At 66.2% G+C, this 13,752-nt stretch carries 11 protein-coding genes; 4 read left to right on the top strand and 7 right to left on the bottom strand.

Annotation, left to right across the window (positions count from 1 at the left end; all coding sequences use genetic code 11):
* Window positions 1–264 precede the first annotated feature (264 nt).
* Complete coding sequence (locus AC07PA_RS12790; RefSeq protein ID WP_494605826.1) at window positions 265–537, top strand: hypothetical protein; 273 nt, start codon at window positions 265–267, stop codon at window positions 535–537.
* Between the two features lie 191 nt (window positions 538–728).
* Here AC07PA_RS12790 and AC07PA_RS12785 read toward each other — a convergent pair whose 3' ends face one another.
* From AC07PA_RS12785 to AC07PA_RS12775, 3 genes are all read right to left on the bottom strand, one after another.
* Entirely contained in the window at window positions 729–1,676 is a 948-nt protein-coding gene (locus AC07PA_RS12785) for an NAD-dependent epimerase/dehydratase family protein (RefSeq protein ID WP_494605824.1), read from the bottom strand.
* An 88-nt stretch (window positions 1,677–1,764) separates the two neighbouring features.
* On the bottom strand, window positions 1,765–2,460 hold the full coding sequence (locus tag AC07PA_RS12780; RefSeq protein WP_494605822.1) for a M24 family metallopeptidase: 696 nt from the start codon (window positions 2,458–2,460) through the stop codon (window positions 1,765–1,767).
* A 242-nt stretch (window positions 2,461–2,702) separates the two neighbouring features.
* Entirely contained in the window at window positions 2,703–3,302 is a 600-nt protein-coding gene (locus tag AC07PA_RS12775; RefSeq protein WP_007856456.1) for a LysE family translocator, read from the bottom strand.
* Between the two features lie 124 nt (window positions 3,303–3,426).
* Here AC07PA_RS12775 and gcvA point away from each other — a divergent pair, with 124 nt between their 5' ends.
* Together gcvA and AC07PA_RS12765 are read left to right on the top strand one after the other, a co-directional pair.
* The gene (gene gcvA / locus AC07PA_RS12770) at window positions 3,427–4,341 is read left to right on the top strand and encodes a transcriptional regulator GcvA (protein ID WP_494605820.1); all 915 of its coding nucleotides are present in this window, start codon (window positions 3,427–3,429) and stop codon (window positions 4,339–4,341) included.
* A 133-nt stretch (window positions 4,342–4,474) separates the two neighbouring features.
* Window positions 4,475–4,918, top strand: coding sequence for a surface-adhesin E family protein (locus tag AC07PA_RS12765; protein WP_494605818.1), 444 nt, complete (start codon window positions 4,475–4,477; stop codon window positions 4,916–4,918).
* A gap of 120 nt (window positions 4,919–5,038) precedes the next feature.
* On the opposite strand, the gene AC07PA_RS12760 is transcribed toward AC07PA_RS12765, so the two are convergent.
* Window positions 5,039–7,474: a hypothetical protein gene (locus tag AC07PA_RS12760; RefSeq protein WP_494605816.1), complete on the bottom strand. Its 2,436-nt coding sequence runs from the start codon at window positions 7,472–7,474 to the stop codon at window positions 5,039–5,041.
* A gap of 232 nt (window positions 7,475–7,706) precedes the next feature.
* The gene (locus tag AC07PA_RS12755; RefSeq protein ID WP_494605815.1) at window positions 7,707–8,603 is read right to left on the bottom strand and encodes a LysR family transcriptional regulator; all 897 of its coding nucleotides are present in this window, start codon (window positions 8,601–8,603) and stop codon (window positions 7,707–7,709) included.
* Window positions 8,604–8,725: 122 nt separating this feature from the next.
* On the opposite strand from AC07PA_RS12755, the gene AC07PA_RS12750 reads away from it, so the two are divergent.
* The gene (locus tag AC07PA_RS12750) at window positions 8,726–9,343 is read left to right on the top strand and encodes a short chain dehydrogenase (protein WP_494605813.1); all 618 of its coding nucleotides are present in this window, start codon (window positions 8,726–8,728) and stop codon (window positions 9,341–9,343) included.
* Between the two features lie 110 nt (window positions 9,344–9,453).
* On the opposite strand, the gene AC07PA_RS12745 is transcribed toward AC07PA_RS12750, so the two are convergent.
* The gene (locus AC07PA_RS12745) at window positions 9,454–11,928 is read right to left on the bottom strand and encodes a beta strand repeat-containing protein (protein ID WP_494605811.1); all 2,475 of its coding nucleotides are present in this window, start codon (window positions 11,926–11,928) and stop codon (window positions 9,454–9,456) included.
* A 270-nt stretch (window positions 11,929–12,198) separates the two neighbouring features.
* On the bottom strand, window positions 12,199–13,698 hold the full coding sequence (locus AC07PA_RS12740) for an aminotransferase-like domain-containing protein (protein WP_494605809.1): 1,500 nt from the start codon (window positions 13,696–13,698) through the stop codon (window positions 12,199–12,201).
* Window positions 13,699–13,752: the final 54 nt, after the last annotated feature.

Genomic DNA, 13,752 nt, shown 5'->3' with positions numbered 1-13,752 from the left:
TCTGGTCAAAGACCGCAGATGACATCCTCGCGAGTGTCGAGAGATTTTGCCTGCGAACTTCTAACTCACGACACTAGCGTGCTGCCCCACAAATCAGTGGTGCCAAAACCGCGCCTTTCACACGCGTGGATGCGTTGCAAATCTTCGCGATGGCGCTGTAGCAAGCAATCATCGCTGCACGGGCGCAGACTTGGGTTCGATGGTCTAGACTTTCGCGAGCGGCCAGCCAGAGGCGCCCATTGGGCCTTGGGCTTCAGAGGCAACATGGACGAAGAACTTCTTCAGAAAATTGAGGCTGCCCTCGCAGAAATTCGCCCGATGGCTGCGCAGGCTTTCGCGCCAGCGGTAAGCATCGAGCGCCAACTGGTGTGGTGCCGCAATTTCGTTCTGGGCATTCCGCGCGAGGACCCGCCGGGTCCGTTGTCCATGGGCCTTGTTGCTGTGCGCGAGTTCGACATGTACGGAGACCGACCAGAGCTCGCCGCCCTGGTCAGCGAGGTTCAGCGCCTGGTACAGGCAAAGATCCAGACCCGCTGAGGGGCACGGAATGTGGCCAGGAGCGGACATCGCGACGCATGCGTTTTCGGTCAACCCCGTCACGCTGTTCGTCCATCTGGACAATCCACCGAGCGTGCTGGCGGGCTCGACCAGCCCGACTCCTTACTGGGCTGAGCTCGCTGTGGACTGACGAGTAGCGCGCCAATACGATCGCACCCCCTCTCCAATGACTACGCGCCGGGTGCGCAAAGGCGCCGCAAGTCCACTTCTCTTTGCGACGGCTCCACGGTGAAGTGGGAGGCAGAAGAAATCCAATCGAATGCTGCCTGCAGACCCTCCACAAGCGGCGTCTGAGGTCGCTCGCTCCAGGTGGCCAGTTTCTGCGTCGACAAGATCAGGTGTGCCTTGCGGAAGGGGAAATACTCCCGTGCCGGGATGGTGGAGTCCGAGACATGAACGACATGGCTCTGGCGACCGGCGATCTGCCCAAGAAGTGCGATGTACTGATTGAAGGAAACGTACGTTGGTGATGCCAGGTTGTAGATTCCGGGAGCCACGGCACACTGCGGGTCCAGGAATCCGACGATGGCGCGCGTCAAATCGTCAATGCCCACGAACTGAATGAGCGTCTCCCCGTCTGCAGGGACAAAAATCGGGTCCTGCGCCAGCTGTCTGGCCCACACGAAGCGCTCCCGGTCCAGGTTGTTCCCGGGGCCATGGATGTACGGCGGCCGAACCACGAATTGGCGAGGGATCGAGGATGCGCAGAGCACTGTCTCGGCCGCGGCCTTGTCGCGGCCATACGTTCCCCAGATGCCATCCCCGTGTGCAGGCGATGCCTCAGAAAACGGGAGTGGCGCGGTGGACCGCTCATAGACCGCGGCAGAGCTGAGCAACACATAGGTGGTGGGCATCGCCTGCAGCCCGGCAAGGAACGCACGGCAATCCTCCGGGCCGTAGCAAGAAGCGTCGACCACTGCATCAAAAGTGTGTCCGCGCAAGCGCGATGCCAGTTGGTGCGCATCCCGCCGGTCACAGGCGATGTGGTGTGCAGCGCCCCAGTCGGCCTGAACCAACCCACGCGTCACCGCCGTGACGTCGAAGCCCTGTGCGATCAATCGCTGCAGCAACGCGCGGCCGACAAACACCGACCCTCCCAGGAGCAGTATCTTCTGCATAGATAGAGACTTTGCGGTTGGAGTGGGCTAACCCGTGGCCAAGATGGTACTGAAATCCATGTGCGGTGGCCACATGCCCAACGCGGCGTCAGAGGGCGGCAATTTTCCCGTCGGCCCCGAAGAAATAAATGTCCTCATGCTTGAAGCCCCATTGGCCTCCCAGTTCACGGATGTGAGGTTCAAACGTAAACAGCTTTGCATCGCCGAGCCGTGCGCTGTTACCCGCCTCGATGAATCGACGATCTATTCGAGAGGATTCGATACTGTGTCCAACGTTGCCTAAGAAGTCCAGATTTTCGAAGCCAAGGGCGGCGATCTCCGCGTTCGCAAAATCGAACAGGTGCTCGAAGCTTGTTTCCCTGGTTGCGAAAGAGATCACTCGCCGATGTAGTTGTCGCTCTGCGTCCAAACCCCGCTTGAACTCAGGCAATGTGGGCATATTCGTGTGCCGACCGTTTTCGACAACAAAGCTGCGGGCGCAGTCTCCCCAGGCTCCATTCAGCGACGGACTTAAGTCGACGGTGACGAGATTGGTGGCGCCGACGGGCTCGCTTTCAGGCACATAGTTCGCACCTGACACGGACAAGCAACTCCGGGAACCTAAAAGAACAAACGCCGGGCAGTCGTAGTACCAAGTGGCTGTTATGCCAAGGCGTTTCATCATCGAGGTCGCACGCGCGGCGATTGTCCTCTCGCTATCGTCGGGGGTGATGGTCTCGCCCAGGTCTGCGAGCACCCGTCTGGCAATGGCTTGGACTTCGCGATGGTGTCTGATCGTCGGCATGTGGGCTTCCAGGAAAAGCGGAGAAACATCGCCACAAAGCGTCGAAAGCCCGCTGGGGGCCGATTGTCAAAATCTAGACTACACGCCGACAGGCTGCAGTCCAAGCAGGAATTTGTCCATCATGAAAGGCAGGCATCTGGAGCCATCGGGGGCAGGGCTTGATGGGGCTGCAGGTTGACTGCGGCTAGTGTGCTGTCCCCCCAATCGGTGCATCGAATGGCAGGCCCTGGCCGGCCGCCCCCTCACGACACCGCCATCACCCCCGCCACCACCAGCATGCACGCCCCGAACGCCAGCCCCTGCAGCCGAATGGCACGCGGGCTTTGCGCGCGGCTGAAGAGCACCTGCCCGCCATAGATCCACACGAAGTGGCAAGCCAGGCCCACCACGACGAAGACCACGGCCATCTGCAGCACCTGGGCCGAGAGCGGCAGCGCAGGCGAGAGGAACTGCGAGAACATCACCAGAATCATCGAGTGCACCTTGGGGTTGAGGCTCAGCGAGACAAACCCGTCGACGAAACCCAGCGGCCGCAGGTCCTGCCGCTCGGTTGCGCCCGCGCTGCGAAAGAAACACCAGGCCAGGTACACGATGTAGGCCGTGCCGCCCCACTTGAGCGCGGTGTAGGCGGCTGGGTTGCGCGCGAACACCTCGCTCAGCCCGAAGCCATACACCAGGCACCACACCAGGTTGCCAGCCTCGAAACCCATCCAGAACGGCACCGTGCGCCGCAGCCCGAACTGCCCGCCCGATGCGGCCAGCACCGTATTGCCCGGGCCGGGGCTGACGATCATGGGCACGGCAAAGGCAAGGATCAGGAGCCAGGTGGACAGGGCGATCATGGGCGGCGCTTCCAATACAACAACGGAGGGAGAAAGCGCCGATTACAGCGGCCACACGCGCTGTTGCCAAACGATGTAATCTCATGCCATCGATAAGTAATATTGATGGAGAGGACCTCTCGCAATGGCCCGACGCCTGCCCCCGCTGAATGCCCTGCGCGCCTTCGAGGCCGCGGCGCGCCACCACAGCTTCACGCGGGCGGCGGACGAGTTGCACGTGACGCAGGCGGCCATCAGCCACCAGGTGCGGCAGCTCGAAGAGTGGCTGGGGCTCAAGTTGTTCGAGCGCCAGGGCCACACGCTCACCCGCACCGCGGCCGGCAAGGCCTATGCCCCCGAGCTCAGCCGCCTGCTCGACGCCCTGGCCAGCGCCACCGAGCGCGTGGCCGGCAACGACCGCAGCCTGGTCGGCCCCCTGCGCATCACCGCCCTGCCCTCGTTCGTAGCACGCTGGCTGGTGCCACGGCTGGCGCACTTTAGGGCGCTGTACCCGGGCATCGACCTGCACATCACCAGCGAGCTGGCGCTGCACGACTTTGCGCACGACGGCTTCGACCTGGCCATCCGCCTGGGGCTGGGGCGCTGGCCCGGCCTGCAGGCCGACCTGGTCTCGCGCGAGCGCCTGTCGCCCGTGTGCAGCCCTGCCCTGCTGTCGGCGCAGGCACCGCTGGCCACCGTGGCCGACCTGCAGGCCCACACCCTGCTGCACGACCAGCCGGGCGACCTGTGGCCGCGCTGGCTGGCCCTGGCCGGCGCCAGCCGCAGCGAGGCCGAGGCCATCGCGCGTGCGGGCCCGGGGTTCAGCGATTCGGCCCTGGTGCTGCAGGCCGCCGCCGAGGGCCAGGGCGTGGCGCTGGGGCGCATGTTCCTGGCCTCGGCCGACATCACGGCGGGGCGGCTGGTCAAGCCCTTTGCGCTCGACCTGCCCAACGACTACAGCTACTGGCTGGCCTACCCCCCGGCGGCGGCCGGGCAGCCGCGCCTGGCGGCGTTTCGCAACTGGGTATTGGCAGAAACATCGGCCTGGCGCAACACCTGAACGGGTGGGCACGCCACGGCCCGGTGCACGCCCTTTTTGTAACGGGGAAATGCCGGGCACCCGCCTCAGTGATAATGAATTTCCGATTGCCTCCTCCATCCACCCTCCGTCCCTGGACCGACCGAAGACCCCCATGCTGTGTGCTGTTGTCCTGTGTATCGCAGCCCTGGCAGGCGGGCAGCAGCCGCAACCGCAGCAGCGGCCCGTTTCCTCGGATGGCTGGTTCACGCTGAGCGGCGACCGCGCCGATGCGGGCAAGAACCTGATCGAGATCCTGCCCGAGCCCATCGGCGTGGACCAGCGTGTGGTGCTCGACCTGCGCGTCTCGCGCGACCAGCAGCGCACCTCGTTCCGCGGGCAGAAGTACCGCTCCTACTACGCCAAGGTCGTGGTCGACTGCCCCTCGCGCAAGGCCTGGTACCTGTGGCTTGCGTACTACGCACAGCCCGAGTGGGGCGGCCCCAGCGTCGGCCGCGAGGAGTACAAGGAGGGCGAGGCCCCGGTGCTGTTCAAGGACATGTCCAGCGAATGGTCGCGGCGCATGATTTCGGCGGCTTGCAAGGTGCGCAATCTGTAGTGCCGGCTCCTGCCCGCACTGTCCAGTCTCCGTCCGACCGGTGAGCGATGCACCTCCCTGCGCTTTCTCGATCAGGCCCGAGGCCTTTGATCCAACAGGCGCCCTGCATCCGGTGATGCCTCAATCGGTGATGCGCACAGCCTGCACCTGGTTACCCAGCCGCAAGTACAACAGCCCGTCGGCTCCCATCCACCAGGGTCCCACCAGCGGCGGCAGCTGCGCAGCACTGCCCGTGGGCAACGCCCACTGCGGCACCAGGCGCCATGCCTGGCCCCCCAGGGTCAGCACCATGCTGCCGTTGGCCGCTGAGGGCTGCACTGCAAGCCCGGCACCCGGCATCGCGGCGCTCACGATGGCGCCCGCCTGGGTGTAGTTGAGCAGCGATGGCAGCAACAACTGCCTTGCGCCCGGCCCTGTCTGCAGGTAGATGCGGCCCTGCTCGTCCAAGCCGATGCGGGGCGTGCCGGCGATGGCGCCGGCGCCGGCCCAGTCCGGCCGCAGCACATAGGTCTGCCCGCCCGTGCGCAGCTGCAGCACGCCTTCGGCGCCGAGCTTGATCGTCGCATCGGGCAGCACGGCTGTCACCGCGTTGGCCAGGCCGGCCAGGTCGGCCACTGCGGGGGCGAACTGCACCACCACGCCGCCGCGCACCCAGCGCAGCAGGCCCAGGGGGGTGAACGTGAGGCCATCGGGCAGGCGCGCATCGATGGTGATGGGCAGCGTGGGCAGCAGTTGGAAGACCTGGCCGCCATCGCGCACCAGCAGCACGCCGGAAGGCGTCACCTCCAGCCCCAGGGCCAGGTTGCTGCCCGACAGGCGCGCCAGTGCGCCAGTCAGTCGGGCGAATGCCTTGTTGTCCACCGTGATGGACGCAGGCAGACTGGCAAAGGCCATCGCATCGCCTGGCTGCTGGGTGTCGCCCTTGAGCGAGCCCAGGGTGATCGCAACCACGGCGCCCTGGTCGTTGACCTGCAGCCGCTCGCCGGCCTGCAAGCCCATGCTGCCCACGGCGGGCAAGCTGCCTGCCGGGGCGGTGAGCGAGCCCACCTGCACTGCCACAGCCAGCGGCTGGGCTTCGATGACGGTGTTGGCGCTGCCGGAGCTGAGCAGCACCTGACCCGCCAGCACCATGGGCTGGCCCACGGCGCTCGCGGTCATGGTGGCCCAGCCCTGCAGCACCACCAGCACCAGTACGCTTTTGCCGTTGACCTCGGCGATGCGCAGCTGTGTGCCGGGCAGTGCCTGCACCGATACCGGCTGGCCGTTGACGATGACCTGCAAGGTCACCGGCGTGGTGCCCGTGCCGGGCAGCACGATGGTGCCGCCAGCAGCGCCCGGGCCCACCACCACCGGCACGGACGGATCGGTGACGGTTGCGGTGCCGGAGGTGTTCAGCGGCAGGGTCGGGGCGGAGACGGGCTCGTCCGGCACCTGGGGGGCGGGCAGGCTGACCGAAAAGACGCCCGGCATCGTGGCCACCCGCTGCAGGTTTCCATTGGCATCCCGTGCACCGGCAACCCGTACGTCCACTGCAGCAAAGGTCGCCACACCGGCGCCCACCGTGTAGTTCTGCACATAGTGCGTGCTGTCGGCCCAGTTGCCCGTGGTCGCCGTCAGAATCGTACCCAGGCTCTGGTTGGGGAAGCTCAGCGTAGGCGTGCTGGCCGTGTCCATGGCTTCACTGAACGCCACGGTCAGCGTCTGCACGCCGCTGGCGGGCACCCCGCTGCGGAGGGTTGCAGCGCTGGGCGTCACGCTGCCGACGGTGGGGTTCTTGGTGTCGATGCTGAACACGCCCGTGAGAGCGGTGTCGCTGTTCTTGATGTTGGTATCGTCCTTGCGGCCTACGCCGCCCGCCACCGTGATGTTGATGCTGTCGAACTGCTCATCGCCATCCGCAATCGTCCAATAGATTCTGACCGCATTGCGACTCGCCCATGTCGCGGAGAGGTTCGTCAAGCTGAGCGGTATGCCGCCGGTATTGGTGAACACCAGGTTCGGGCACAGATAGTTGAGCGTCACTCCGTTGGGACACCCTGCATAGTCTGTCGCAATGTTGTACCGGATGACGAACTCGACGGTTTTCCCGATATCGGCGTCGGTGATGACACGGCCACTGCCCGCGGGGTTCACGAAAACGTTGTCGATGACGCCCCGCATGTCTTGCACGCTCGGCGGCGGAATGACGACGACGTAAGGCGTGATGTCGAATACATCGGCCTTGAACCCTGGCACCTGTGCCGCGCCCAGCGTGTCCTGCGCGCCATCCACGGCCACATCAACGGTGCTGGTGTTCACCGTGACATAGTCCGCCTCATAGATCTGCCGGAATGTCGTTGCATTGACCCAGTCCGAACTTTTCGGCATGAGAAACGAGCCCGGGTCTTCTCCAGGGGTCGGAAAGGAGAGCACGGGATTGACTGCCGTGTCCATGGGGCTGTCGTAGGTCACCATCAGGTAAAACGACTGGCCCGCCTGCACCGGGTTGAGCTCGGACACGATCGACAGCACCGTAGGGGCCGCCAGCGCCAGGGGCGCAGCGAGGCAACAACTCACCAGCAAGACAAGACGGCCCACGACCCGCGCCGCGCCCGAACACATGCGCGCACCGATCCGCGCCATTCCCATCCCGGGAATCATTGGAAAACTCACAAACACCCCTCGCAGGCCGAACGCCTCGACTGTTTATATTTGCGCCATGCGCTGTTGGTTATTGGCAACCCAGCATCCCGAGTGGCGCTGAATTATATCGTTACACCTCAAAATAACGGCCCTCGACCGCGCAGACTCACGTTGCGCGCTCCCCCATCGCCCGCACCATGAACTCGACAAAGCGTGCCAGCTTGGGCAGCTGGCGCCGGTCCGGCGCGTAGACGAGGTGCACCGGGCGCGGTGCGGGGACGCAATGGGTGAGCACCGGCACCAGCCGGCCCTCGCGGATCTCCTCGGCCAGCAGCACCTCGGGCTGCATGATGAGGCCCAGGCCGCGCAGCGCCGCCTGGCGCAGGCCGTCGCCCTGGTTGCAGGTGAAGCGCGCCAACTCGGGCCACTGGAAGGCCTTGCCGCCATCGTCGTACAGCGTCCACTCCACGCGCCGCTGCCAGACCGAATGGCTCAGGCACTGGTGCTGCGCCAGGTCGGCCACGCGCTCGGGGCAGCCATGGCGCGCCAGGTAGCCGGGCGTAGCGGCGATCACCATGCGGTAGGGTTTGAGCGGCCGGGCCACCAGGCCCTCGTCAGCAATGGCGCCGATGCGCACGGCCGCGTCGAAGCCCTCGCCCGGCATATCCACCACGCTGTCGGTCAACTGCAGCTCCAGGCGCACCTGCGGGTGGGCGAGCAGGAAGTCGGCCACCAGCGGCGCGATCACCTGGTTGCCCAGCGTGAAGGGCGCGCTCACGCGCAGCAGGCCCTGGGGCACGGCACGGTTGCGCTCCACCGCCGACTCGGCCCAGCGCACCTGTTCAAGCACGCGCCGGCAGTCCTCGTACAAGGCCGCGCCCACCTCGGTCAGGCTGTTCTGGCGCGTGCTGCGCTGGAACAGGCGTGCGCCCAGGTGCTCCTCCAGTTGGCGGATGTGCTTGCCCACCATCACGGCCGAGATGTCCAGCTGGCGCGCGGCGGCCGCAAAGCTGCCGGCTTCGACCACGGCCACCATGACCTCCATGTTGCGCAGCTTGTCCATGGCGATTGCAAACCCTGGGTTAGTTCAAGAAGAACTTCACTGTACTTTATGTGCTGATTGATTCACAAAACAATCCAGGCTTCTTCAACGCTTTCGGGCAACACCCGCAAAAGGAACAAGCCATGTCCTCCACCAGCAAGGTTCTTCTCATCGGCGCCAGCGGCACCATCGGCCAGGCCGTATGGGCCAACCTCTCGGCGCGCCACGAGGTCATCACCGCGGGCCGCAACAGCGGCACGCACCGCGCCGACTTCGCGCAACCGGGCGGCGTGGCCGCCTTGCTCAAGGCCGTGGGCAAGGTCGATGCCATCGTGAGCACCGCCGGCAACCTGCACTTCGGCCCTCTGGCCGAGATGACGCCCGAGCAGTTCAACCTGGGCCTGCAAGACAAGCTCCTGGGCCAGGTGCAACTGGCGCTGCTGGGCCAGCACTACCTCAACGAGGGTGGCTCGATCACGCTGACCAGCGGCATCGTGGGCATCGAGCCCATCCGCAACGGCGCCAACGCCACGGCGGTAAATGCCGCCATCGACGGCTTCGTGGCGGCTGCCGCCATCGAGCTGCTGCCGCGCGGCCTGCGCATCAACGCCGTGAGCCCCACCATCCTGACCGAGTCGGTGGGCAGCTACGGCCCGTTTTTCCCAGGCTTCGAGACCGTGCCGGCCGCCCGCGCCGCCCTGGCCTACCAGCGCAGCGTGGAAGGCGGGCAGACCGGGCGGGTCTATCGCGTGGGGGGCTGACAAAGCCGGTGGCGGTGGCGGGCGCGCGGGCCTGCAGGGTCGTGCGCCCACGCGGCAACCGCCTGCCCGCAACACGGATGCCAGGTGGCCCCGGCCCTGCACCGCCGCCCTCAGGCGATCAGATTGCCCGTCGAAATGGTGCCGATGGTCCCCGTCAATTGCACGAAGAAGTCGGTGTCGTCGAACTGGGCGGTGTTGGAGCCCGTGTTCTGGAACAGGTAGGTGCCTGAGGCCGTACCGGTCTGGATGGTGATGAGGTAGGCCTGGCCGGTGTTGTTGAGCACGATGGACAGGCCGCCGCCGATGGTGGCCAGGTAGTTGCCGGTGTCGGCATTGCCGATGATGTAGGAGCCCACGGACGAGGCATTCACGCCGGTCTTGAAGTAGTCCGTGCCGGTGGAGTTGAAGTTGCCCACGATGTCGATCTGCGTGCGGTTCGACATGTTGGCGCCGGTGGCGATCAGTGTCTCCGAGCCCGAGCCCGAGAACTGCAGGTTGATCGTGTCGACCGCTGCCCCACCCGTGATCGTCGTGGAGGCGGCGCTGGAGCCCAGCAGGTTCAGCGTCTGGCCGCCGGTGCCTAGGGTGATCACGTTGTCACCGATGCTCTTGGTGTAGTTGAGGGTGACGCCCGCGCCGTCCTGGTTGGTGACACTGGCCGTGCCGGTGCTGCCGGCGACGTTGATGATCTCGATGCCGGCGATCTTGCTGCTGAAGTCGAGGTTCTGGGTGGTGGTGGCACCGACGTTCAGCGAGTCGGTGCCGTTGCCGCCATCCACCGTCGTCAGGAAGTTGACGAACTGGTTCGCCGTGAAGTTGAAGGTGTCCGACCCGCTACCGCCGATCACGCTCACCGCGACGTTGGCCGAGGTGAAGTTGTTGGTGCCGTTGGCCAGGTTGTACTTTTCGACGCTGCTGAACGCGTTGATGGTGCCGGCCGTGGTCAGGTTGATGGTTTCGGTGCCCGACGCATTGACGGTGCCGGTGAACTGCGCCATTTGCGCGGCCGTCATGGTGATGTTGGCATTGTTGACCACCGTCAGGTTCTCGAAGCCGGTGATGGTGGCGTTGCTGAGGTCCGGTATGGCCGAGAAGAAGGCCAGGCTGTCGGTGCCGGTGCTGCCCGCGGTGTAGGTGCCCAGGAGGGTGACGCCATTCAGCGCCAGGCTGTTGTTGCCATTGCCCAGGGCTGCCGTGCTGGAGACGGTGGCGTTGATGGTGACGTTGTCGTTGCCAGCGCCGCCGGTGTAGTTGACGCCCGCCGTGGCGGAGTTCATGTTGACCGTGTTGGTGCCGGTGGCGCTGCCCTTGACGGTGGCCGTGCCGGTCAGCGCGTTCGCCGTCCAGGTGAAACCGCCCAGGGTGATGCCGCTGGCATCCACATTGATCAGCGACGTGCTGGCCGCAGGCATGGTCAGGCCGGCATTGCCGCTGATTGTGATGGACTTGACCGAGTTGCCCATCCACGTCAGGGTGTTGTTGAAAAGGCCCGTGGGCGTGGCCTGGGTGTCCTGCACGGTGATGTTCACGTTCTCGACGCCGCTGGCCGTGACGCCGGTGGTGGCAAACGCCACGGCAGAGGTGCTGCCGTCGGTGAGCGTGAGGTTGATGGTGTCGTTGACCCCGCCGGTGAATGCTGCGTTGGAAATGGTGAACGCCGTGCCGGCACCTGTCAGCGTGATCTTGCCGTTGTTGGGCATGTTGCTCAAGGTGAGGCCGTTCGCGCCGGAGAAAGTCACATCGCCGTAGTTGCCCAAGGTCTGCAGGTCGATGGTCTGGTTGGTCACCCCGGTCAGGCGCAGCTTCTCGAAGCCGGTCACGTTGGCGGCAAAGGTGCCGCTACCCGACGCCGTGGCCGCATAGGCGGCCGTCAGGACGATGGTGTCGGTGCCGGCGCCGCCATTGACCTTGATGGGCAAGAGGGCCGTGTTGGGGATGAAGGTGTCGTCGCCCGAGCCGCCGTTGATCTGGGTGAAGCCCGCCGGGACGTTGTAGGTGAGGGTGTTGGTGCCATCGGCCAGGTTCAGCACCTTGATGTCGCTGATGGTGCCGCCCGTGCTGCCGTTGTTGATGGTGACCGTGCCGGCGGTGGTCAGGGTCAGGACATCGTTGTCCGAGGCATCGCCGGCGATGGTCGTCCCGTTGAGGGCGGCAATGGTGGACTTGAACACGTCCGTGGCCCCGACGAGACCGGTGAACGTGCCGCCCGCGGTGGTCGTGATGGTGCGGTCGGTGATGGGTTCGAGAATCCCCGCCAGCTCGGGCGTGGACTTCAGCCGCAGGTACTCGTAGGGCGTACCGACGGACCAGTTGGCGTCATAGGCAAAGCCCATGCGCTCGGCCAGCTGCCGGTAGGTGTACTCGGCCTGCTCTGGCCGGGCCCCGCGCGCGCTGTACAGCTGCAGGTTGCTCAGCAGGTAGTTCTTGTCCTGGTACTGGCGCACCAGGGCCCGCTCGGCAGCCTCCAGCGGATTGCTGCTTTGCATGATGGCCGTCCAGTCGCGCGTATCCAGGTTGCTGCCGACATTGCCGTACAGCGTGAGGATGGCGCGCGCAATCAGCTGCTGCCCGCCTGGGCCTGTCATGGAAGCACCCAGAAGTTCGGCAATGGTCGGTGTTGGCATGGCGTGGATGAAACAAGAGATGAATTCGGTGGGACATACCGCCCAGGCAGCCTTCCGGGAGAAGAAAGGCGGGCCCTGGCAGGAACGCGCAGGCGGCGGCAGGCACAGAAAAAGCGGGCCTTCCCTGGAGGCGCGCCACCCCAATTGCAAAAATTTGCAACAGACGGTGATTATCTTAGTTCAAGGCGTCCGGGGCGCCAAACTTTGCTTTGCAGGGGCGGGTTGCCGCCCTCACACCCGCCCGCCAACCCCACCCGCATGCTGCAACTCCCCCGCCAGCTGCCCCAGCACGCGCACGGCCTGCTCCAGCTCGCGGCTCCAGGGGCGGGCGATGTTCAGGCGCAGGTAGTGGGCGTATTTGGCGGTGGTGGAAAACAGCACGCCGGGGGTGAAGGCGATGCCCTGGCCCACGGCCAGGCGCAGCAGGGCGAGGGCGTCCACGGCCTCGGGCAGCTCCAGCCACAGCCACCAGCCGCCGGCGGGGCTGTGCACGCGCGTGCCGACCGGGAAGTGGCGCTGCACGGCCTCGGCCGCGCGCGGCGTGGTCTGGGCCAGGCGCTCGCGCAGCTTGCGCAGGTGGGGCTGCAGGCCGCCGGTGCGCAAGAACTCGGCCAGCACGGCCTGCTCAAGCCAGGGGGCGGCCAGCGAAGTGCTGAGCTTGAGCGATTCCATGCGCGCATGCCAGCGCCCGCCCGCTGCCCAGCCCAGGCGAAAGGCGGGCGCCAGGCTCTTGCTGGCGCTGCCGCAGTAGATCACGCGGCCATGGCGGTCCCAGGCCTTCACGGGCTGGGGCCGGTGCGGTGTGTGCGAGAGGTCGCCGAACACGTCGTCTTCGATCAGCGCCAGGTCGTGCTGCTCCACCAGGCGCAGCAGGCGGCGCTTGTTGCGCTCGGGCATGGTGTGGCCCAGCGGGTTCTGAAAGTTGGGCATGACGACCACGGCGCGCACGCCGCTCTCGTGCTCGAGCACGTACTCCAGCGCTTCGAGCCCCATGCCCTCGCTGGGCGTGCAGGGCAGCTCGATGGCGCGCAGGCCCAGGTTGCCCAGCATCTGCAGCAGGCCGAAGTACACAGGTGACTCGACCACCACCGCGTCGCCGGGCCGGGCCACGGCGCGCAGGGCGACGTTGAGCGCCTCGGTGCTGCCGTGCGTCACCATCAGCGCCTCGGGCGGCAGGTCCAGGCCGTAGCCCGCCATCCACGCGGCCAGCTCGCTGCGCAACGCGGGCAGGCCGCTGCCGGTGGGGTAGGCGCCCAGCATCTCGGGCTGCGTGCGCAGCAGGCGCTGGGCGATGCGCGCCAGCGCCGTGGTGGGGTACCAGGCGGGCGCGGCGTTGGCCAGGTGCAGGCCCCACTGCAGGGGCTGCTGCGTGGTCAGCGCGTACAGCTGGGTCATGCGGTGCTCCAGCGAGACCAGGCGGTCCAGCTCCACCGGCGGCGGCGGCGGGGGCGTGCCGGCCCTTGCCGCCACGGCCACGGCAGGCGTGCGCCCCACGGGCGGCGGCTCGGCCACGTACATGCCCGACTTGTGGCGCGCCTGCACCACGCCCAGGGCTTCGAGGTGGCGGTAGCAGCGCACCACCGTGTCCACGCTCACGCCCTGTGCCGTGGCCAGCGCGCGCACCGAGGGCAGGCGCTCGCCCGGCGCATAGCGGCGCCGGGTGATGTCGCGGCGCAGCTGCTGCGCGAGCTGCAGGTAACTGTGCTGCAGTACAGATGAATTCTTCGCCATCTGTACAGCATAAACGCCGCGCTGGCTGTGCGCACCGGCCGGCCCTGCGCGGGC

Source organism: Acidovorax sp. GW821-FHT09B03 (genome assembly GCF_059418305.1).
Note: the sequence above shows the minus strand (reverse complement) of the source record. Positions and strands in the feature narration are given on the sequence as shown.